The organism is Gordonia sp. N1V, assembly GCF_029269935.1.
GTDB classification, from domain to species: Bacteria; Actinomycetota; Actinomycetes; order Mycobacteriales; family Mycobacteriaceae; genus Gordonia; species Gordonia polyisoprenivorans.
On record NZ_JARJDD010000020.1, the window covers coordinates 93,605 to 114,793 of the forward strand.

A 21,189-nucleotide genomic window follows, 5' to 3' on the forward strand; every position below is an offset into this window, starting at 1 on the left:
TGCTGATGTGTTCACCAGCCTAAGGGCCGATGCATAGATCGCACAACCTATTTTTGACCTGCGGTTTTCACGATGTCGATGACGTCGGGACCGTACTTGTCGAGCTTGCTCGCGCCGATGCCCGAGATCGACACCAGCGCCTGCTCGTCGGTGGGATGCTGCTCGGCGATGGCGAGCAGGGTCTTGTCGGAGAACACCACGTAGGGCGGAACCGCGTCGTCCTTGGCGCGTTGCCTGCGCCAGTCCTTGAGCGCGACCAGCAGATCCTCGTCGAGATCGGACGGGCAGCTCTCGCATCTGCCGAGCAGCGTCGCCGTCGCATCGATCAGTTTGGACCCGCAGACCCGACAGGTGGGGCCGCGTTTGGGTTTGCGTTCGGGCGCGATCCGCGACGCCGGCGAATCGTCGGGGATCAGGCCGGACAGGAACCGTGACCGCCGGCGGGAGCGGCCACCCTCGTTGCGCGCGGCCGCCCACGACACCTGCAGGTGCTCTCGAGCACGGGTGATCCCCACGTAGAACAGCCGCCGCTCCTCCTCGACCTCGTCGGGAGAGCCCTTGATGGCCTGGCTGATCGGCAACGATCCCTCGGTCAGGCCGACCAGGAACACCGCATCCCACTCGAGTCCCTTGGCCGCATGCAACGATGACAGTGTCACGCCCTGCACGGTCGGTGGGTGCCGCGACTGCGCGCGCGTCCGCAGCTCTGCGGCGAGTTGGGGCAGCGTCAGGTCAGGGGTTTCGTGAACCATGTCCTCGGTGAGCTCGGCGAGCGCCCGCAGCGATTGCCACCGCGCCTTGGCCTGCGCCCCCGTGGGTTCGGTGTCGTCGAGGCCGAGTTCACGCAGCACCGCGGTCACCGCGGTGGTCACGTCGACGTCCTCACGCAGTCCACGTTCGGCGACGGTGTCGAGACGACGCATCGCCTGCCGCACCTCGGTACGCGTGAAGAACGCCTCGCCGCCGCGCACCTGGTACGGAATGCCCTGCTCGGTCAGCGCCTGTTCGTGATTCTCCGACTGGGCGTTGACGCGGTAGAGGATCGCGATCTCCGACGCCGGTACGCCATCGTTGATGAGCCGCTTGATCCGCTTGGCGACCGCGGCGGCCTCGGCCGGCTCGTCGGGGTAGTCGACGAAGCGGGGCGCCGGGCCGCGCGCACGCTGGCCGACGAGTTCGAGCCGGGTCCCGGCGATCCGTCCGTGCGCTGCACCGATCACCCGATTGGCCAGACTCACCACCTCGGGGGTGGACCGGTAGTCGCGGACCAGACGCACCATGGTCGCCTCCGGGAAGCGCCGGGGAAAGTCGAGCAGGTAGTCGGCCTTGGCGCCGGTGAAGGTGTAGATGGTCTGGTTGGCGTCACCGACGACCGTCAGGTCGTCGCGTTCGCCGAGCCACGCGTCGAGCAGGCCCTGCTGCACGGGCGTGACGTCCTGGTACTCGTCGACGACGAAACACCGGTATCGCGAGCGGAACTCCTCGGCCACAGCGGGATCGACGTCGATCATCTGGGTCATGTAGATGAGCAGATCGTCGAAGTCGAGCAGACGATCCCCCTCCGGCGACACCTTGGCGTCCTCGTAGGCGGCATAGACCTCGGCCACCTTCTCCGGCGCAGCGGGAGACTCGCGCATCAGCCGTGTCGCCGCGGCGACATAGCCTTCCGGCCCGATCACCGACGCCTTGGCCCACTCGATCTCCGAGAGCAGATCGCGCACCGTGTCGGTGGACGTACCGAGCCCCGACCGCCGCGCCGCGCGCGCCATCAACGGGAACTTGTTGTCCAGCAATTCCCATGACGCGTTGCCGAACACCCGCGGCCAGAAGAACCGGAGCTGCCGCAACGACGCGGCGTGAAAGGTCTGCGCCGACACCGACGGACCGGACGCACCGATTCCCAAGGAGCGCAATCGGGTACGCATCTCCCCCGCCGCGCGTGCGGTGAAGGTGACGGCGAGCACCTGCGACGGATTGACCTGCCCGGTGTCGATGAGATGCGCGATCCGACGGGTGATGGTGCGGGTCTTGCCGGTGCCCGCACCGGCGAGCACGCACACCGGACCACGCGGCGCGAGCACCGCCTCACGCTGCTCCGGGTCGAGACCGTCGAGAATGCCGCGATCGCGCGACGAGGATGTCGCCTCCTCCGGTCGCGCGGACATCTCGGCACCCTTCTGCGTGGAACGTTGCGGCACGCCCTCCACTATGTCAGCCGCCCCCGACACCGTCGTGGGACGCTCCACAGGGATGCGGGGCTGGTGCTCAGACTCCCAGTTTGGCCCGCACCTCGGCGATGCTGGGGTTGGTGGCGGTCGACCCGTCGGCGTAGAGCACGGTGGGGACGACGTGATTACCGCCGTTGACACTGCCGACGAACTCGGCGGCCTCGGGGTGGGCCTCGATGTCGATCTCGTTCCACTCGATCCCGGCGCTGCGCAATCCGGTCTTGAGTCGTGCGCAGAAGCCGCACCAGCTGGTGGTGTACATGGTCAGCTGATCGGTCGGGGTTGCGGTTGCCTCACTCATGGCACCCATAACATCATCGGACGGCAGGCTGTTCCGCACGGCGCGCGGTGATGCTCGCCACCGCGCGCCGACCCCTGCCACCGTGCAACGCGACAGGAGTGATGATGGCCGAATCCCCCACCAAGGAGCAGCTCGTCAAATACCTGCAGGAGCTCCGCGATACCGTCCTGTGGAAGCTCGACGGCCTCGACGAGTACGACCTCCGACGCCCGCTGACCCCCACCGGCACCTCACTGCTCGGCATGGTCAAGCACCTCGCCGACGACGAGTTCTCCTACTTCGGTGAAGCCTTCGGCCGGCCGGTGACCGACCTGCCCTGGATCGAGGGCCGCGACTCCGGGGACCAGGCGGACATGTTCGCCCGCGCCGACGAGTCCGTCGCCGACATCGTCGGCTGGTATCGGAGCTCGTGGGAGCACGCGGCACAGACACTTGCCACCCGAGACCTCGACGCACCCGGGGTGGTGACGTGGTGGACCCATCAGTCGGTGACGCTGGGGCGGATTCTGCTGCACATGGCGGTGGAGACCGCACGTCACGTCGGGCAGATGGACATCCTGCGCGAATCCGTCGACGGCGCCGTGGGTCTCTACGCGGACAACACCAACATCGCGCCCGTCGATCACGCGGCGCACCGTGCGCGCGTCCAGGCCATCGCCGACGGATTCCGGCGCAGCTGACATGGCCACCGCGTGCGCAGCCGGTGCGTTCAGGGCGTCGCGTGCGCCCAGGTCGTGATCAGTGCGTGGGCGATGGAGATCGAACCGGGCAACAGCAACCGCGGGCCGTCGGCGTCGGGTTCGGGATCGTCGCGCTGCCATTCGTCACCGCGGGCAAGTGCCTCGAGCACCTCGTCCCGGTGGAACCACACCGCGTCACCGATCTCGCCGTCGAGGAAGCGCAGCGGCTCGCTCGGGTCACCGACCGCGGCGAAGCCGAGCATCAATGATCGCGGGAACGGCCACGGCTGGCTGCCGAGGTACCGCGGATCGGTGACGGTGATCCCGACTTCCTCGTGCACTTCGCGAATCACGCACTGCTCCAACGATTCCCCGGGTTCGACGAAGCCCGCCAACGTGGAATACCAGCGTGCGGGCCACACGGCCTGACGGCCCAGCAGGATCTGGTCGGCGCCATCGTGCACCACGGTGATGATCGCCGGGTCGGTCCGCGGGAACTCATCCTCTCCGGTCTCGACGTGGCGTCGGACCCAGCCACCGCGGGCCGGGCGGGTCGCACCGCCGTCCACCGGCGAGAATTGTGCCCGCGCATGCCAATTCAGGATTCCCAACGCCGTCGCGAGCAGGCCTGCCTCGTCGGCGGAGAGCCGGGCGGCCCCGCGCCGGGCGTCGGCGGTGCGTCCGTCGAGGGTCTCCACGCGCAGCGCCCACAGATCGGTGTCGGTGTGGGCGAGGAAAACCGCGTCCTGCGGCGGGGCGTCGGCGATCTCGACGGCCGGACGCCATCGCAGGGCGCGTTCCTCGGTCACCGGGTAGCGTCCGGCCGGGTCGATCGGGAGAACCCTGGCGGTGGACCATCCCGACACCATCCGCGCCGGATCGTCGCGGATCTCGTCGGCACGGTCGAAGGTGCCGCGGGACAGCAGCGGCGGCTGGTCGAAAACGAAGGCGCCCATGTCAGTCCGCCGGTCCCTTGCGCACGTAGAGCAATCGGTCGCCGGCTTCGATCTGCTCCACCTCGCTGTCGTCGACCCGGTGCAACACCCCGCCACGGACCACACCGAGCACGATGTCGCGGGTGTGCGCCGGGGAGCCTCCGGTCTCGGTCGGGTCGACCTCACGCTCGGCGATCGCGTACCCGGCGTCGGGCGTCAGCAGATCCTCGATCACCTCCACCACCGACGGCGTCATGGTGGCGATGCCGAGCAGCCGGCCCGCGGTCTCCGACGACACCACCACGGAGTTGGCGCCCGACTGGCGCATCAGGTGGGTGTTCTCCGATTCGCGGATGCTCGCGACGATCTTCGCCCGCGGATTGAGTTCGCGGGCGGTCAGCGTGGCGAGTACCGCCGTGTCGTCGCGGTTGGTAGCGACGACGATGCTCGCAGCGTGTGCCACACCGGCGAGCCGCAGGATGTCGGACTTGGTGGCGTCACCGCGCACCGTGACCAGACCATCGGATTCGGCGGCCTCGAGCACCGTCGGGTCGGCGTCGACGACGACGATGTCGGCGGGTTTGATGCCGTCGCCGATCATCGCGTCGACCGCGGTACGACCCTTGGTGCCGTAGCCGATCACCACAGAGTGATTGCGCAAGTTGTTCCTCCAGCGCTGGATCTTGAGGGCTTGACGTGAGCGTTCGGTGAGCACCTCGAGTGTGGTGCCGATGAGCACGATCAGGAACAACACCCGCAACGGGGTGATGATGAGCAGGTTGAGCAATCGCGCCGACGGGGTCAGCGGGGTGATGTCGCCGTAGCCGGTCGTCGACAGCGTCACCGCCGAGTAGTACAGGGCGTCGAGAAACGACAGCGGGTTTTCCTGCACGTCGCGATATCCGTCGCGATCGAGGTAGACCAGCACCGCGGTGAAGAACAGCGCGATCACCGCGAACACCACGCGTTTGCCGATGGCGCGGCCCGGGCTCTGCTGCAGTTCGGGAATGCGAACGACCCCGACCAGGGCGTAGTCGGGGCCCTCGGAGAGATCCTCGCCGCGAAACCGGCGCCGGAATCCGCGCGATCTCATCGCCGGCACGGCGCGCTCGGATGGGTCGCTGCTGTCACAGTGTGGAATCTAGCTCATCGGGCCAGCAAAGCGGCGAGTGCCGCGGCATCGGGCAGGTCTCGGGGCGCGAGGGTGCGCCCGGACCGGACATAATGGAATGCGGCCGAGACCTTCTCCAGTGGCACCCCGGCCAACTGCGCCCACGCGATGCGGTAGGCCGCGAGCTGGATGAACACCGACGACGAGTCGGCGCTCGGCTCGGCTCCGGTCTTCCAGTCCACCACCACCCACGACCCGTCGGGTTCGGCGAAGATCGCGTCGATGCGTCCGCGGATCACCGTGTCGCCGATGACCGTCTCGAAGGGCACCTCGACCTCGCTGGGGCTGCGGGCGGCCCACGGCGAGGCCAGAAACGCCTCGCGCAGCGCGTCGAGGTCGGCGTCGGGGGCGGCACTCTCGTCGGCGGCGCCGGGCAACTCGTCGATGTCGAGCAGCCGGGTCGCGCCGAACCACCGCTCCACCCACGCGTGAAAGGCGGTGCCGCGCCGTGCGATCGGGTTGGGACGAAACGGCGTCGGGCGACGGAGCTTGCGCGCGAACTCGCGCTCGTCGGTGTCGAGGTCGACGAGTTGGCTGACCGACAGATGAGCCGGCAGCGCCACATCCACCTCGGCCTGATTCGTGCGCTCGTGCTCGGCGAGGAGCACCTCCACCTCGGCGCGCCACGCCTCGATCTCGTCGGCCGGCGCGTCATGGGCCACCGGCGCCTGGGAATCGGGCTCCGGATCGGTGAGCGCCCCGAACAACGCCGGCGCCTCCCGCCGGCGCAGTTCGTCGAGGACGAGATCGGCCGCCGCGGCCACCGCGTCACGGCGCGCACCGAGACGGTCGGTCGGCCACATCCGGGCATCGACCCGCTCGGCCAACGGGTTGGCGGCACCGTCGGGCGGGTCGTCGGCGAGCACGTCGACCGTCAAACCCCTTGCCTCGTCGGCGGATCCGTTCTCCACCGTCTCGGTCACGATGGCCAGCAACTCGTTGAAGAACGGCGATCCACCCCGGGGTTTCTCCCCGGTTTCCGACCAGTGATGCGCCGAGACCAACAGGTCGTGACGGGCTCGGGTGATCGCGACGTAGAGCAACCGCCGGTCCTCGGAGAGCCGGCGTTCGGCGATGGCCTCCTTGTGTTCGGTCAGCGCGTCCTCGAGTTCCTTGCGGTCGCCCACCCGACTCAGATCGAGCACCGGGAACCCCTCGTCGGCGCCGGCCGGCCGGGCCGCTGCGAGCTTCGCGGCCGCGGGTCCCCGGGGTTCCGGCTCGGCGAGATCACCGCGCAGCGGCCCCGGAAGTTCACGCGCACTGCGCATCCAGGTGGTCTCGCCCTTGGACGACGGGAAGATCCCCTGGCACAGATGCGGAATCGCGACCACATCCCACTCGAGTCCCTTCGCGGCATGCACGGTCAGGATCTGCACGCGCTGCTCGGCGACCTCCACCCGCCCGGGCTCGAGCCCCTTCTCGATGGTCTCGGCGGTGTCGAGGAACGCCAGCAGCCCCGCCAGATTCGCGCCGGGCCGCTCGGCGTAGCGGGTGACGTAGTCGGCGAAGGCATCGAGGTGTTCACGCCCGGTGATCGCGCCGCGCATCCGGCGTGCACGGATCTGCGCCTCGACGGCCACCCCGATGGTGTTCTCGACGTCGGCGACCAGCTCGGGCAGCGGCTGACCCATCCGGCGCCGCAACGACTCCAGTTGCGCCCCGAACGCCCGGATACGCGCATAGCCGTCGGGGCTGTAGGCCTCCGGACCGCCGGGATCGACTACGGCGTCGGCGATCCCGGCGCGGTCGACCACCTCGGTGGGCAGCACCGCGTCGAGTGCCTCGTCGAGTTCCTCGCGGGTGGTGACCACCCCGCCGGTGGCGATCTGGCCGGCGGCCAGCTCGGTGGCGCGACGCCACAGCACCGCCAGGTCGCGCGCGCCGAGCTGCCATCGCGAACCGGTCAGCAGACGCATCGCCGCGGTTCCGGCCATCGGATCTGCCATCAGGCGCAACGTCGCGACCACATCGGTGATCTCCGGTACGTGCAGCAACCCGCCGATGCCGACGACCTCCGCGGGAATGCCGCGCGCCTCCAGCTCGGCCGCGATCGGCGCCGAATCCTCGTTGCGGCGCACCAGGACCGCGACGGTCGGCGGCCCCGAACCGTCGACGTCGTGGTACCGGGCCGCGACCTGGTCGGCGAGCCAGGCGCGTTCGTCGAGCACCGTCTCGGTCAACGCGAACGTCACCGTCCCGGCGTCGGCGCCGGGCCGCGGACGCAGGACACTCACCGGCACACCGCGACGTCGCAGTTCCTCGGACGCCTCGTTCGCCAGGCGCAGCGTCTGCACCGGGTTGCGCCAGCTCGTCAACAGTTCGCGACGGTGCGCGGGCGAACCGTCGGCGCGGGGAAAGTCGGTGGCAAAGCGCGGGAGATTGGCCGCCGACGCACCCCGCCACCCGTAGATCGACTGGATCGGGTCGCCGACGGCGGTGACGGCCACCGGGTCGCTGCCCGCGGACGCCTGCCCACCGAAGAGCGCCGAGAGCAGAACCCGCTGGGAGTGACCGGTGTCCTGATATTCGTCGAGCAGCACCGCGCGAAATGATTGCCGCTGGGCGGCAACAACTTCCGGGTTGCCGGCGACGAGGCGGGCCGCCAGGGACATCTGGCTGCCGAAATCGAGGACGGCCTGCTCGCGCATGGTGCGCATCAACGTCGCCACGAGCGGCAACAGTTCCCGACGCTCGTCGATCACCTGCTGGACGGTACGTAGCGCGGCATTCGGTGCGCCCCGCTGGCGCGGGGCCTTGGGCAGATCGTCGACCATCCGGTAAAGGTCGTCACCCCATGCGGCGAGGGTGTCGAGGTCGACGAGGTGCTCCGACATCTCACCGAACAGCCGCAGGACCGCCTCGGTGACGCTCGCCGGCACCTTGGTGGTGCTCAGTTGCCCGGTCCACGAGGACACGATTCCGAAGGCCATCTGCCACAACTCGGTCTCCGACATCAGCGTCGCGTGCGGCTCGACCGGAAGGAGTAGACCGTAATCGGCGATGAGTCGCCCGGCATACGCGTGGTAGGTGCTGACCTCCGGATCACCGGCCCGCAGGCGTGTGGCGAGCGCCCCGTCGGGGTCCCAACTCAGCAGGGCCGGGGAGCCGGCGAGCATCGACAGCCGCCTGCGGATGCGGGCGCCGAGTTCGCTGGCCGCCTTGCGGGTGAAGGTGAGTCCGAGGATCTCGTCGGGCCCGACGATGCCGTTGGCCACCAACCACACCACGCGGGAGGCCATCGTCTCCGTCTTGCCCGCGCCCGCACCGGCGACCACCAGCATCGGTTCGGTGGGCGCCTCGATCACCTCGACCTGTTCGGGAGTGGGCGGAGGCAACCCGAGGGCGGCGGCCAGCGAGGTCGCCGACACCCGGGGCCGCGTGGGCCGCGCCTCGGTGGTGGTGCTCCCGGTGGTGTCCTCAGTCATCGGTGACCGCCTTGCCACGTAGTTGGGCGGGGCAACTGGTCACCAACGCACAGTGTGCGCAGCCGGGGTTGGGGGTCGCCTCGAAGACCGGACCGATGCCCGAGCGTGCGGCCCGGCGCACCACCGCGCGCCACTCGTCGAGCAATTCCGGTGTGAGCGCGGGCTGTTCGCGTTCGGTGGCGCCGGTCGAACGGTGCGGCGCCGACACGTACACCAGGCGACCGCCGCCGGGCTCGACGTCGGTGCCCGGGAAGTCACGCGCCCCGCCGTGCGCGATGGCGACTTGGTAGGCGGCGAGCTGGGCGTGGTCGAGCGTGTCGGCCTTGGTGATCGCCGACTTGGCGGTCTTGACGTCGACGACGACCGGTCGGCCCTGCGCGTCGCGTTCGAGGCGGTCGACCCGGCCACGGAGTCGTACCGGCAGGTCCGAGCCGTCCTCGGCCGGTGCGACGCCTTGTGCACCGGCATCAGGGGCACCGGTATCCGCGGCCGGTGGGATGACGGCGTCGATGACCGCCTCGACGCCCACCGTGGTGAGATCGTCGCGCGAAAGAGAAAGCCACTCACGGAAATTCGTGAGCATCGCCTCGGCACGCTCGAGTTCGTGCGCCAAGTACCAGGCCGCCCCGGTGTCGACGCGCTCCCAGATCTCGCGCAGCGCCGACGTCACCTCGGCGGGTTCGATCTCCCCGGCGACGGCCTGCACCAGCGTGTGCACGAGCGAGCCGGTCAGGGCCGGGGTGCCGTCGCCGTCGCGGCCTCCGGCACGCTCGAGCATCCAGCGCAGCGAACAACGCGACAGTTGGTCGACGTTGGACGGTGAGAGCACCACGGGGCCGGCGTCGGGCGTCCACAGCGGCTCGGCGGAACTCGGCCGCGACAGCCCGAACCAGTCCCGCGGATGCGCTCCGGGAATATCCGAATCGGCAAGTTGCGCAAGCAATTGGGCGGCGGCGCGAGTGCGTTCGTCCGGTTCGTCGGCGGTGGCACCGGCCACCACGACCGCACGCAGCGTCGCCACCAGCGACGGCAGCGACAACACCCGGTCGACACCGGGGTCGATGGGCAACTCGTCCTCGGCGACGGTGTCGAGGACGTCGGGATCGTCGGGCTGCTCGGCGTCGCCGGACTCGCCCGTCCCGCCCCGCCGGGCGTCGATCCGCAGTGCATCGGAGATCTCGCCGATGAACCTCGACGGTGACGACTCCCCTCCTCCGTCCTCGACGGCGGTCACCAGTAGTCGTCGGCGTGCGCGGGTGCACGCGACGAGCAACAGTCGACGTTCGTCGGCGAGCGCACCGGCGCCCCGCGCCACCCGATCGATCGCCGCGGGATCCATCCCGTCGAGAAGGTCCACCAATTCGGCTGTGCCCAAGACACCTCCGCGGCTGCGCAGCGACGGCCACAACCCGTCGAGAACTCCGGCGACGGCGACGACCTCCCATTCGCGGCCGGCGGCGGCGTGCGCGGAGAGCACCGACACCGAGTCGGCCGCGGCGGCCGGGGTGCGGCTGTCGCGTGGGATCTGCAGTTGCGAGAGATAGTGCACGAATGCGGCCGGGCCCGCGGCGGGCAGGGTGTCGGAGAAGTTCGCCGCCGCCTCGAACATCGCCATCATCGCGTCGAGGTCACGATCGGCCTGTTCGCCGCCGGGCCCGCCTCGAATCGCCGCGGAGACCCACCGCCGTTCCAGGCCGGTGGCCTGCCAGGACGCCCACAGGGTTTCCTCCACGCCACGTCCGGCGCGATGGGCGGTGGCGCCGGCGGCGATCACGTCGAGCACCCGCGCCAGCGGTGCGCCCTCGTGGTCGGTCAGCGCCGCCAGGTACTCGGCGCCGAGGTCGGGGTCGAGGAGCGCCAGACGCAACGACGACAGCGAATCGCGGCCCGCGCGCTCGCCTCCCGCCTGCTCGTCGCGACGACGCACACCCCGCCGCAGCCGGCGCAGCGCCCCTGGATCGGCCATCCCGACCGGGCCGGTGAACAGTGCCAGCGCGTCGTCGGCGGTGAAATCCTCGGCAGGCGAGTCGTCGGCGTGTGGGTTCTCGACGACGTGCGGATTCTCGACGGTCTCCGCGGTGTGTTCGACCCGCTCGCGGGCGGCCACCGCGCGCAGCACCACCATCAGCGCGGCCACCGATCGCTGACGGTGCAGCGGCAAATCGGAGGTCGGGGTGCTCAGCGGGACGCCGGCCGAACGGAACGCCCGCCGCAGGGCGGGGAGCGCCAGATGCGCCGACCGCACGATGACCGCCATCTGCGACCACGCCACCCCCTCGAAGAGGTGCGCCCGTCGTAGGAGATCGGCCACCGCGGTCGCCTCCTTGGCCGCGGAGCTGTACACCCGTACCGATGCCCCGCCGGGCAGCGCGTCGGCGTCGGGGACCACCGGGAAGCGATGCGGGCGCGCGCCGGGCAACCGTGCGGCGAGTGCACGACCGACCACCGCGATCTGGCGATGATGACGGAAGTCGGTGTCGAGCACGACGTCACGGTCGGTACCGGACGCCGCCAGTGAGTCGGCGAAACGCGGACTGGCGCCACGGAATCCGAAGATCGACTGGTCGGTGTCGGCGGCGATGATCGTCGAATCCGTTCCGGTGCCGATCAGCCGAACCAGGTGGGCGGCTTGTGGATCGAGGTGTTGGGCGTCGTCGACGATCAGGTGCCGGATACGCCGACGTTGCCCGGCGAGGAGGTCGGGGTCGGTGGCGAAGGCCGACAATGCCGAGCCGACGAGTTCGGCGGCGTCGACCGCGGGCGCCGAGGCGCCCGGTGTCTGCGATCCGACCGTGCCGCGCAACAGGACGTTCTGCTCGTACTGCGCGTATGCGTGCGCCGCGGCGACCCACTCGGGACGCCGGTGCCGGGAGCCGAGCTCGGCGAGCTCCTCGGGGCCGACGCCCCGTTCGGCGGCACGCATCATCAGGTCGCGCAGCGCCTGCGCGAATCCATCGGTCCCCAGCGCGGGACGCAGATGGGCGGGCCAGTACCCGGCACCGTCCTCGATGTCGCCGGCCAGCAGCTCGCGCAGCACGACGTCTTGTTCGGAGCCGGTGATCAGCCGCGGCGGCGGGTTGCCGTGCGCCTGCGCCTGCAGTCGCAGGATCGCGAACGCGAACGAATGCACGGTGCGCACCAACGGTTCACGCAGCGCCCCGCCGAGCGCGGGCGCGTCCGAGGACTGCGCCAACACCCGGCGGGTGATCTCCTCCCGCAACGCCACCGCGGCGCGACGGTTCGCGGTGAGCACGAGCACCGACTCCGGGTCGATGCCGGGCCGGGTGAGACGTGCGACGGCCGCATCGACCACCAATGCCGTCTTGCCCGAGCCGGGCCCGCCGTGGACGCGGAAGGGCCGCCACGGGTCGGCGACCGTCCCGTCGGGCGTGTGCGCGTCGATGACCCGCATCACGCTAGGCGGCCACTCCCGGGTGACGATGGGCCCACCGTCGGCCCCGACGAGATGTGCGCGCAACGCGGTGCCGCCCCGGCCGGCCGCGCCGCCCGCCGATCCCGGGCGCGCCTGCTCCGACCGCGACGAACCCCGCTTGGCGGGGGCGGCCCGCTTCGGCGAGCTCGGCGCGGCCGTGGTCGAGGGACGCTTACGGGCCATGCGTCCATGCAAGCACGGCCCACCGACAATCGTTGGTGGGCCCGTCTCCCCCACGATCCGCCCCGGCCCGGGCCGGGGCTGCGCGCTGCGGCGCGTACGGCACAATCGTCGGCGTGACGGCACTTCACCACGTCGAGTTCGGCGATCGGCGCGCCCCGACGGTTCTGGCACTGCACGGCCTCACCGGTCATGGGATGCGTTGGGCTCCGCTGGCTCACGACCATCTCGCCGACCTGCACATCGTCGCACCCGACCTCATCGGCCACGGCCGCTCGCCGTGGCGTCCGCCGTGGGCGATCGAGAACCATGTGCGTGCGCTCTCGGAGTTCATCGACACCGCCATCGATCCGGCGGCGCTGCCGCTGGTGGTCCTCGGGCATTCCTTCGGAGGTGCGCTGGCGATCCATCTGGCCAACCAGCGGCCGGACGCGGTGCGCGGGTTGGTCCTACTCGATCCCGCGCAGGGCCTCGACCCGGAGTTTGCTCTCGAGGTCGCCACCGACAGCCTCGAGAATTGGGACTATCCCGACGCCGACGCGGCCCGCGCGGCCAAGCGCTCCGAGGGCTGGGCACGGGTACCCGCGGAGATCCTCGAGGCCGAGATCGCCGAGCACCTCACCACCAGTGGTCGCGGGCGCGTCGGTTGGCGGGTCAGTGCGCCGATGGCCGCCGCGTCGTGGAGCGAGATGAGCCGTCCGCCAACGCTTCCGCCGCGAGGGGTGCCCACCCATGTCGTCGTCGCCGATCGCGTCGACCCGCCGTTTGTGCGGCCGGCGTTTCTCGAGGCCTGTGCGAGCGAACGCGGCGATCAGGTGCAGGTTCACCGCGCCGACTGCGAGCACATGGTGCCCTTCCTCGAACCCGGGTTGACCGCCCGGTTGGTGCGTTCGCTGCTGTGAGTGCGGTCACCGAGGATGACGTCGAGCGGGTGCGAGCCCTGGTCGCCGCGATCCCGTCCGGCCGGGTCAGTACCTACGGCGATCTCGCCGCCGCGGCCGGATTGAGTTCCCCGCGGATCGTCGGGTGGATCATGCGCACCGATTCCGCGGACCTGCCGTGGCATCGGGTCATCTCGGCGAGCGGCAAACCCGCACCACACCTCGCCCACCGGCAGCTCGACCGACTCCGCGACGAAGGGGCGCCGATCCGCGACGGAAGGGTGCTGATGCGCGAATGTCGTTGGGAGATCGACGTACTCGACTGAGCACTGTCGGCGCTGAGAAGAGCGCTGTCGGCGAAGTACAGAGCGCTGTCGGCAGGGTGATGGGCGCTGTCGGCGGGGTGGCGGGCGCGGTCAGCGCAGCAGGACCGCGTCGGTGCGGTACGGACTGACCGCGGCACGCATCCGGGTGACGATGAGTTCGACGATCGCTGGGTCGGCGCCGAGCGGCTCGGCCACCAGGTCGGCATCCACGGTGTGCAGACGCTCGTGAAAAAGGCCGGGGGCCAACAGGTATGCGGCGATGACGACGCGGCACCCGCTGGTTCGAGCGGCGGCCACCGCGTCGGCAACGGTCGGCGCGGCGGTGGTGAGGAAGCCGACCTCGATGTGCCCACCGATCAGCCCCTCGAGCTGACGCGCGGCGAGATATACCTGGGCACAGGCGGAGTCGTCGGACGAGCCGGCGGCCGCGAGCACCACGGCGTCGCCGGGTCGCCACCCGGATTCGATCAACCGCCGCCGCAGGACCGCGGCGATCCTCGGGTCGGGGCCCAAGGCGCGGGTGACGATGGCATCACCGACCCCGGATTTCCGGACGTGATCCGGGATATCCTGGCGCACATGGTATCCCGATGCCAGGAAGGCAGGGACCAGGACCGCGGGGCGATCCAGCCCGTCGAGCACCTCACTCGGGGTCGGGCCGAGGACGTCGACGAAGGCGGTGCGCGTCGGACCGACCGTCGCGGCGACCTTTTCGGCGATCTCGGCAACCACCGCGACGCCGCGGGGGTTGCGGGTCCCGTGCGCGACGAGTACCGGGCGGACCCCGCCCAGCCGGTCACCCACGGCAGACCGAATGTCGTTGCGGATCATCATGACTCGTCCTCGGCTTCGTCGTACTCGAGATCGACGGCAAGGCGGTATCCGCGCTTGACCACCGTCTGGATCATCTTCGGGTCGCCGAGCGCCGCCCGCAGACGCGCAACGGCCACCTCGACCGCGTGGGTGTCGGCGCTGTCGCCGGGCAGTCCGCGCAGCAACTCCTGGCGACCCACCACCTGCCCCGGCACCTGCGCGAGCATCTTGAGCAACAGATGTCCGGTGGCCGACAACTCACGCATCTGCCCGTCGACGACCACCGCCTGACCCCGAATCGCGGTGTCGTGTCCGGCAACCCGCAGGGTATGGCTGCGTCGGGGCAACTCGTCGGTGATCAGCCGGGCCAGCGCACCGAGCCGGAAGCGGCGCGGATAGACGGTCGGGATCTGCAACGCCTCCAGCGGCCCCGCGGTCACCGAGCCCACACAGAACACCGGTACCGCGGTCCGCAGTCCGTGCAGGAACGGCTGCAGTTTGCCGAGTTCCTTGGCGCGGGTGAGTATCGACGCCGCCGCGGGTGCGCTGGTGAAGGTGAGCGCGTCGAGGTCGGCACGCACGACCGACGCGATCATCGCGTCGATCCGCCCGACGTCGGGATGCATGTTCCAGCGGTACACGGGGACGGCCAGGACGTCGGCGCCCGCGGCGCGGAGCACCGCGCAGAAGTCGGGCAGCGGCTCCCATTCGCTGGTGGCACCGTGCAATTGCACCGCAATCCGCTTGCCCTCCACCCCTTCGTCGAGCAGACGGTCGAGAACCTCCGAGGAGGACTCGCTCTCCGGCGACCACTCCTCGCGAAGTCCGGCCGCACGGATCGCACCCTTGGCCTTGGGACCGCGGGCGATCAGCCGGCTCTCGCCGAGCGCGACGAGGAGTTGCTCGGCGTCCCCCCAGCCGTCGGCGGCCTCGACCCAGCCCCGGAAACCGATCCCGGTGGTGGCAACCATCAGGTCCGGCGGATCGGCGATGATCCGTTCGGTGACCTGTTCGAGCTCGGTGTCGTCGACGAGCGGCAGGATGCGAATGGTCGGGGCCATGACGACGTCGGCGCCGCGACGCACGAGGAGCGCCGCGAACTCGTCGGCCCGGCGCGCGGCGGTGATCCCGACGGTGAAACCGGTCAACGGCAGATCGTCGGAACTCGAGGGCGTCGCTCCAGGACTCATCGGGGCCCGTCGGGAACAACACGATGATCGGCGGCGCCGAACCAGATTTCGACGATGCCGTCGACCACGCGGGTCGCCAGCGAGGGCACCGACACAGACTCGTCGTCGAGGCACACCCCGGTGCGCAGCGAGAAGACCTGCTTGCCCAGCGGACTGGCGACCGTGAGCTCACCGCCGTGATCGCCGGTCAGCCCGCGCGAGAGCACCGCGGCACGCCCGAACGGGTCGATGTTGCCGATGGCGTAGATCCGCGAGCGCCCCACCGCCTCACGGTCGGTCTCGGCGGCGGGAATCCGGAAGAGCGCCGCCTGACGGCCCTCCGGGCCGAGGACTGCGACTCCGCGTCCCTCGACGAGCCGATCGAAGGGGCAGGCGCGCACCCACTGCCCTGCGCCGATCTGCCCTGCGCCGATCTGCCCTGGGCCGTTCTGCCCTGCGCCGGTCGCCGTGTCGGCGGTCATGTGGCCACTCCTTCGCGTTCGGTCGTACGGTCGGTGTTCGGCTGCTGCGCCCGGAACCGGGGCATGTCCAGCAGCACCGGGACCTTGCGGTCGCCTTCAACCGCTCCGTCGGTGAACCGGATGGTCGGGTCGGGCACGTCCGGCGCGTTGACGAACGACACGAACCGCGACAACTTTTCCTCGTCGGCGAGCACCTCGGCCCACTCGTCACGGTATCCGGCGACGTGACGGTCCATCGCGGCCTCCAGTTCTGCCGCCAGGCCGAGACTGTCCTCGCACACCACGGCTCGCAGGTGATCGAGACCTCCGTCGAGCGATTCCAGCCACGGGGCCGTGCGCTGAAGCCGATCGGCGGTGCGGATGTAGAACATCAGGTACCGATCAATGTAGGCGACGAGTGTCGCGTCATCCACTCCGCGGGCCAGCAGTTGGGCGTGCTTCGGGCTCTGTCCACCATTGCCCGCCACGTAGAGATTCCAGCCGTTCTCGGTGGCGATCACCCCGACGTCCTTGCCGCGCGCCTCGGCGCATTCGCGTGCGCACCCCGAGACACCGAACTTCAGTTTGTGCGGCGATCGCAGACCGCGGTACCGCTTCTCGAGGAACACCGCCATCCCGACCGAATCCTGCACACCGTATCGGCACCAGGATTGACCCACACAGCTCTTCACCGTGCGCAGACTCTTGCCGTAGGCGTGCCCCGATTCCATTCCGGCGTCGACGAGGCGCCGCCAGATCTGCGGCAACTGTTCGACGCGGGCGCCGAACATGTCGATCCGCTGGCCACCGGTGATCTTGGTGTACAGGTCGAAGTCGCGGGCGATCTCGCCGATGACGATCAGTTGTTCGGCGGTCACCTCCCCGCCGGGCATCCGGGGCACGACCGAATAGCTGCCGTTCTTCTGCAGGTTCGCCAGAAAGTGGTCGTTGGTGTCCTGCAGCGCGGCCTGTTCGCCGTCGAGGATGTGATCACTCGAGGTCGAGGCGAGAATGGAGGCGACCGTCGGTTTGCACACCTCGCAGCCGGAGCCGGCCCCGTACCGGGCGATCAGCTCGGAGAACGTCCGGATACCGGTCACCGCAACGACTTCGAACAACTCCGACCGCGACTGGGTGAAGTGTTCACAGAGCGCCTTGCTCATCTCGACGCCGGAGGCGGCCAGCAGCGAGGCGATACTCGGTACGCAACCGCCGCAGGTGGTGCCCGCAGAGGTGCACGCCTTGACCGCGGCGATGTCGCAGGCGCCCTCGGTGATGGCCGAACAGATCGCACCCTTGGACACCCCGTTGCACGAGCAGATCTCCGCGTCGTCGGGTAATGCGTCGAGACCCATGCCGGATTCCCCGGCCGCAGGGGCGATCAAAGCGGCCGGATCTCCCGGGATCTCGCGCCCCACCATGGGTTTGAGCGTGGCATAGGCCGATGCGTCCCCGACCAGGATGCCGCCGAGCAGGGTCCGTGCGTCGTCGGAGAGCACGATCTTCGCGTAGCGGCCGGCGAGCGGATCGGAATAGACGATCTCCAGCGCATTGTCCGTCTCCCCCATGGCGTCACCGAAGCTCGCGACGTCGACGCCGAGCAACTTCAACTTGGTCGACATGTCGGCACCGGCGAATGTCGCACTGCCACCGAGGAGTTGGTCGGCGACGACGTCGGCGGTGCTGTATCCGGGGGCGACCAGGCCGTAGCATCGCCCGTCGACCGCAGCGACCTCGCCGACGGCATAGATGTCCGGGTCGGCGGTTCGGCACGCCGAGTCCACCAGCACGCCGCCGCGCTCCCCGACGGGAAGACCCGCCTCCCGGGCCACCGCGTCGCGGGGGCGCACACCGGCGGAGAACACGACGAGGGCGGCGTCGATCGTCGCCCCGTCGCTCAGTGTCACCGTCAGCGATTCCCCTTCCGGTCCGTCGGCGATCGATGACGTGCCCACTCCGGTGTGCACGTGCAAGCCCAGGTCGGAGACCAGGTTCTGCAACACCGCCGCACCCCCGGCGTCGACCTGCATCGGCATGAGCCTCGGCGCGAACTCGACCACGTGCGGTGTCATCCCCAGCAGCCGAAGGGCATTGGCGGCTTCCAGGCCGAGCAACCCACCGCCCACCACCACACCGGCGGCGCCGGGCGTCGAACCCTCGGCGACGCGACGGATGCCATCGAGATCGTCAAGGGTGCGGTAGACGAAACACCGGTCGTGGTCGTGACCGGGAACCGGAGGCACGAAGGGGTACGAGCCGGTCGCGAACACCAGTGCGTCATAACCGATCTCGGACCCTCGATCGGTGATCACCCGTTTCCCGTCCCGGTCGATCGCGGTGACCGTCTCCCCCAGACGTAGCCGCACCGCGTCGTCACCCGCATAGTCGTTGCCGTGCAACGCCAGCGATGACCGGTCCCACGCGCCGACGTAGGATGACAATCCCACACGGTCGTATGCGGCGTGCGTCTCCTCGGCGATCACCACCACGCGCCAGATCCCGGCTTGATCCCGCTCACGCAGCGACTGCACGAACCGATGCCCGACCATGCCGTGGCCGATCACCACGACGGTCCTCGAGAGCGGGCGGGAATCCCTACGGGAGTGGGTCATCGGGCATCCACCGCCGGGGTGGCCGCGGTGGCCTGGGCGACGGGAGTGGCGGGTGCGGTATCGGCGACCTCGATGTCACCGGTGTGACGGAAGTGCGGGTCGAGGACCACCTCGCGCCGGGCGTAGAACCACCAGGTGATCACCCCGGCGATCACATAGAAGGCCATGAACACCCAAAATGCCACCGTCGCCGAATGATTTGCCTTGTAGCTGCTGCGAAGAACGAGGTTGATCGCGACACCACCGAGCGCTCCGACCGCCCCGGCGATTCCGATGAGAGCTCCCGACATCGACCGCGACCACAGCACCGCGGCACCTCCGCTGATCCCCGGTAGGTTCCGCGACTTGTGTTCGAAGATGGTCGGAATGATCTTGTAGACCGAGCCGTTGGCGATGCCCGAGATCGCGAACAACAAGATGAACCCGATGATGAATCCGGCCAGTTGGGTGGATTCGATCCGGTGGCCGGGGTGTGAATCGGCGACGGTTCCGGAGACGACCAGGATCACCGAGGAGGCGACCATCGCGACGAAGGACCACAGGGTCACCCGCCCTCCACCGAACCGGTCGGCGAACTTGCCACCCAGCGGACGGAACAACGAGCCGAGCAGCGGACCTATCCACGCGATCTGCGCGGCGGAAAGCGATGCGGCCGAGGCAGACTGACCCGACGACTGAAAACTGAGGCTGAGTACCTGGCTGAAGGCGAACGAGAAGCCGATGAACGACCCGAAGGTACCGATGTAGAGCACCGAGATCAGCCAACTGTCGTAGTGCTTGAGGCAATCGATCATCGCCCGACCGCTGGCGGTCTGGTGATCGAGGTTGTCCATGAAGACCGCCGCACCGATTCCCGCGACGGCGAGCGCGACAAGGTAGATCGCACAAAGGATCTCGGGTTTGTCGCTGGCCAGCCAGATGACCAGCAGACCGATCAGCTGGACCACAGGGACCCCGATGTTGCCGCCGCCGGCGTTGAGTCCCAACGCCCAGCCCTTGAGTCGCTGCGGATAGAACGCGTTGATGTTGGTCATCGACGAGGCGAAGTTGCCGCCACCGAAGCCCGTGAGCGCGGCCACCGCGAGGAACCAGCCGAAACCGAACTCTCCTGGGTTCATCATCAGCATCATCGTCAGACCGGTCGGGATCAGCAGGACCACGGCGGAGAAGATCGCCCAGTTGCGACCGCCGAAGCGCGCGGTGGCCTGGGTGTAGGGCACCCGCAGGCACGCGCCGACGAAGGTCGCCGTCGCCGCGATCACGAACTTCTGGTCGGCGTTGATGCCGTACTGGGGGCCCATGAACAGCGCCATCACCGAGAACAGCGACCAGATCGAGAAGCCGATGTGCTCGCAGATCACCGACCACAGCAGGTTGCGTCGGGCGATCGCGGCATTGCCGGTGTCCCAGGCGTGCCGGTCCTCCGGATCCCAGTCGGTGATCGTGTGGTCTCTGCGGAGGTCGTGAAGAAGCGTCGAGAATGCCATGTGGGTTCCCATCGGTCTCGGGTGGGCTGATGCCGTGACCACCGACGACGGCGTCGGTCGTTGGAACCAAAACTACGACTCGAGTGTTGCGCCGATTGTCGGCGCAGTGACCGCGACGTCACGTTGTTCTCACATTGGCGAGCGGAGCCTGTGAGACCGGGCCAACTCAGTCGCTGCTGGATCCCGAATCGCTTGATCCCGAAACACTTCGGGTGGCCCAACCAGGATAGCTGGAGAACTCACCATCGGGGTGTGGCCGGTCGCGTCGGACCTTGATGATCACGACGAGGATGATGAGGCCGAGCGCGAGCGGATCTGTGCGTGAGGTCCTTCCGCCGAGGTGTGTGTCTTCGGGTCACGGACTGTCGAGCAACCGCCGTACCCGCTGGCCGAGCACCCGTTCCCCGACAGTCCAGGCGCGCGGCGCCGACCTCCCGATGGTCGAGGTGCGAGCCGCGTGCGGCGAGCCTCGAGACCCGACGAGACATAAAGCCTCCCAACCACATCCACCCACCACAGCAAAAGACGCACCCCTACCACACCCCACCGACAGAAAACTGCCGCCAGCCCACCACCGAAACCCGTTGTCCACAAGCATCTTCCCTTCCACAGAACTGTCGAACACGCTTGCCATACTCCATATGTTCGAGTAGGATGGAGTCATCACACCGATCAGCCACTGGGGAGGGGCCCATGATCGACACCACCGAAGCTCTTGACGCCGAAGCGGTTTTCGCCGGGATTGTCAGCCAACTCAGCGACCTGCAATGGAATTCGGAAATGACCGGGCCCCAAGCCTTTGGCGCAATGAAACAAGTCCTGTTGCTGCGGAACCTGGTTGATCACCACGCCACATCGCTCACCGGTGAGATGGATCGCCTGGGCGTGGCCGATCACAAGACCACCCGACTTCGGGAGTTGTTGATCAGCATGGGCTCCTCCGAACACACCGACGCCATTTTCCGCGGATTGACCCACATTGACACCCGCTCCCCCGAACCCCGCGACACCGTGCAACGCTGTGAATACCTCCGGAAACTCTTGTCGCACTACTTCGCCGGATTCACCCCCGCCGAGATCAACCTCT

The 21,189-nt window shown here is 69.1% G+C and carries 14 protein-coding genes and 1 pseudogene; 4 read left to right on the plus strand and 11 right to left on the minus strand.

Annotated elements, in window-relative coordinates:
- Positions 1–47 precede the first annotated feature (47 nt).
- Together P3L18_RS21925 and P3L18_RS21930 are read right to left on the minus strand one after the other, a co-directional pair.
- Positions 48–2,165 (minus strand): ATP-dependent DNA helicase UvrD2, encoded by a 2,118-nt coding sequence (locus tag P3L18_RS21925; RefSeq protein ID WP_079930541.1) that lies wholly within the window; start codon positions 2,163–2,165, stop codon positions 48–50.
- Positions 2,166–2,265: 100 nt separating this feature from the next.
- Complete coding sequence (locus tag P3L18_RS21930) at positions 2,266–2,538, minus strand: mycoredoxin (RefSeq protein WP_006372925.1); 273 nt, start codon at positions 2,536–2,538, stop codon at positions 2,266–2,268.
- A gap of 95 nt (positions 2,539–2,633) precedes the next feature.
- Here P3L18_RS21930 and P3L18_RS21935 point away from each other — a divergent pair, with 95 nt between their 5' ends.
- Entirely contained in the window at positions 2,634–3,209 is a 576-nt protein-coding gene (locus P3L18_RS21935; RefSeq protein WP_172398865.1) for a DinB family protein, read from the plus strand.
- Between the two features lie 29 nt (positions 3,210–3,238).
- Here P3L18_RS21935 and nudC read toward each other — a convergent pair whose 3' ends face one another.
- From nudC to P3L18_RS21955, 4 genes are read right to left on the minus strand one after another with little or no spacing between them, the layout of a single operon-like run.
- A complete protein-coding gene (nudC, locus tag P3L18_RS21940) occupies positions 3,239–4,165 on the minus strand; it encodes an NAD(+) diphosphatase (protein WP_006372927.1) in 927 nt (308 codons plus the stop codon).
- Between the two features lies 1 nt (position 4,166).
- Entirely contained in the window at positions 4,167–5,237 is a 1,071-nt protein-coding gene (locus tag P3L18_RS21945; protein ID WP_026919963.1) for a potassium channel protein, read from the minus strand.
- Positions 5,238–5,290: 53 nt separating this feature from the next.
- On the minus strand, positions 5,291–8,740 hold the full coding sequence (locus tag P3L18_RS21950; RefSeq protein WP_276115214.1) for an ATP-dependent DNA helicase: 3,450 nt from the start codon (positions 8,738–8,740) through the stop codon (positions 5,291–5,293).
- A complete protein-coding gene (locus P3L18_RS21955) occupies positions 8,733–12,356 on the minus strand; it encodes an ATP-dependent DNA helicase (RefSeq protein WP_276115215.1) in 3,624 nt (1,207 codons plus the stop codon). Before P3L18_RS21955 ends, P3L18_RS21950 begins: the two co-directional genes overlap by 8 nt.
- Positions 12,357–12,469: 113 nt before the next feature.
- On the opposite strand from P3L18_RS21955, the gene P3L18_RS21960 reads away from it, so the two are divergent.
- The gene (locus P3L18_RS21960; protein WP_079930542.1) at positions 12,470–13,255 is read left to right on the plus strand and encodes an alpha/beta fold hydrolase; all 786 of its coding nucleotides are present in this window, start codon (positions 12,470–12,472) and stop codon (positions 13,253–13,255) included.
- Positions 13,252–13,560 (plus strand): MGMT family protein, encoded by a 309-nt coding sequence (locus P3L18_RS21965; protein WP_276115216.1) that lies wholly within the window; start codon positions 13,252–13,254, stop codon positions 13,558–13,560. Before P3L18_RS21960 ends, P3L18_RS21965 begins: the two co-directional genes overlap by 4 nt.
- Before the next feature lie 90 nt (positions 13,561–13,650).
- Here P3L18_RS21965 and P3L18_RS21970 read toward each other — a convergent pair whose 3' ends face one another.
- Genes P3L18_RS21970 through P3L18_RS21990 form a run of 5 tightly spaced genes read right to left on the minus strand, consistent with a single transcriptional unit; the run spans position 13,651 to position 20,102 of the window.
- The gene (locus tag P3L18_RS21970) at positions 13,651–14,394 is read right to left on the minus strand and encodes a sirohydrochlorin chelatase (protein ID WP_079930543.1); all 744 of its coding nucleotides are present in this window, start codon (positions 14,392–14,394) and stop codon (positions 13,651–13,653) included.
- Entirely contained in the window at positions 14,391–15,563 is a 1,173-nt protein-coding gene (locus P3L18_RS21975) for a uroporphyrinogen-III synthase (protein ID WP_276115217.1), read from the minus strand. The genes P3L18_RS21970 and P3L18_RS21975 overlap by 4 nt, the downstream gene beginning before the upstream one ends.
- Entirely contained in the window at positions 15,560–16,024 is a 465-nt protein-coding gene (gene nirD / locus P3L18_RS21980) for a nitrite reductase small subunit NirD (protein WP_276115218.1), read from the minus strand. The genes P3L18_RS21975 and nirD overlap by 4 nt, the downstream gene beginning before the upstream one ends.
- Positions 16,021–18,615 carry a nitrite reductase large subunit NirB gene (gene nirB / locus P3L18_RS21985; protein WP_276115219.1) on the minus strand — a complete coding sequence of 865 codons (2,595 nt, stop codon included), beginning with the start codon at positions 18,613–18,615 and terminating at the stop codon, positions 16,021–16,023. The genes nirD and nirB overlap by 4 nt, the downstream gene beginning before the upstream one ends.
- Positions 18,612–20,102 (minus strand): nitrate/nitrite transporter, encoded by a 1,491-nt coding sequence (locus P3L18_RS21990; protein ID WP_172398867.1) that lies wholly within the window; start codon positions 20,100–20,102, stop codon positions 18,612–18,614. The genes nirB and P3L18_RS21990 overlap by 4 nt, the downstream gene beginning before the upstream one ends.
- A gap of 693 nt (positions 20,103–20,795) precedes the next feature.
- On the opposite strand from P3L18_RS21990, the pseudogene P3L18_RS21995 reads away from it, so the two are divergent.
- A pseudogene (locus P3L18_RS21995) lies at positions 20,796–21,189 on the plus strand (HNH endonuclease); the annotation flags it as partial.

Coding starts and splice junctions, on each gene's coding strand:
- P3L18_RS21925 (WP_079930541.1), bottom strand. CDS start 2,165: ATGTCCGCGCGACCGGAGGAGGCGACATCCTCGTCGCGCGATCGCGGC.
- P3L18_RS21930 (WP_006372925.1), bottom strand. CDS start 2,538: ATGGGTGCCATGAGTGAGGCAACCGCAACCCCGACCGATCAGCTGACC.
- P3L18_RS21935 (WP_172398865.1), top strand. CDS start 2,634: ATGGCCGAATCCCCCACCAAGGAGCAGCTCGTCAAATACCTGCAGGAG.
- nudC (WP_006372927.1), bottom strand. CDS start 4,165: ATGGGCGCCTTCGTTTTCGACCAGCCGCCGCTGCTGTCCCGCGGCACC.
- P3L18_RS21945 (WP_026919963.1), bottom strand. CDS start 5,237: ATGAGATCGCGCGGATTCCGGCGCCGGTTTCGCGGCGAGGATCTCTCC.
- P3L18_RS21950 (WP_276115214.1), bottom strand. CDS start 8,740: ATGACTGAGGACACCACCGGGAGCACCACCACCGAGGCGCGGCCCACG.
- P3L18_RS21955 (WP_276115215.1), bottom strand. CDS start 12,356: ATGGCCCGTAAGCGTCCCTCGACCACGGCCGCGCCGAGCTCGCCGAAG.
- P3L18_RS21970 (WP_079930543.1), bottom strand. CDS start 14,394: ATGATGATCCGCAACGACATTCGGTCTGCCGTGGGTGACCGGCTGGGC.
- P3L18_RS21975 (WP_276115217.1), bottom strand. CDS start 15,563: ATGAGTCCTGGAGCGACGCCCTCGAGTTCCGACGATCTGCCGTTGACC.
- nirD (WP_276115218.1), bottom strand. CDS start 16,024: ATGACCGCCGACACGGCGACCGGCGCAGGGCAGAACGGCCCAGGGCAG.
- nirB (WP_276115219.1), bottom strand. CDS start 18,615: ATGACCCACTCCCGTAGGGATTCCCGCCCGCTCTCGAGGACCGTCGTG.
- P3L18_RS21990 (WP_172398867.1), bottom strand. CDS start 20,102: ATGGCATTCTCGACGCTTCTTCACGACCTCCGCAGAGACCACACGATC.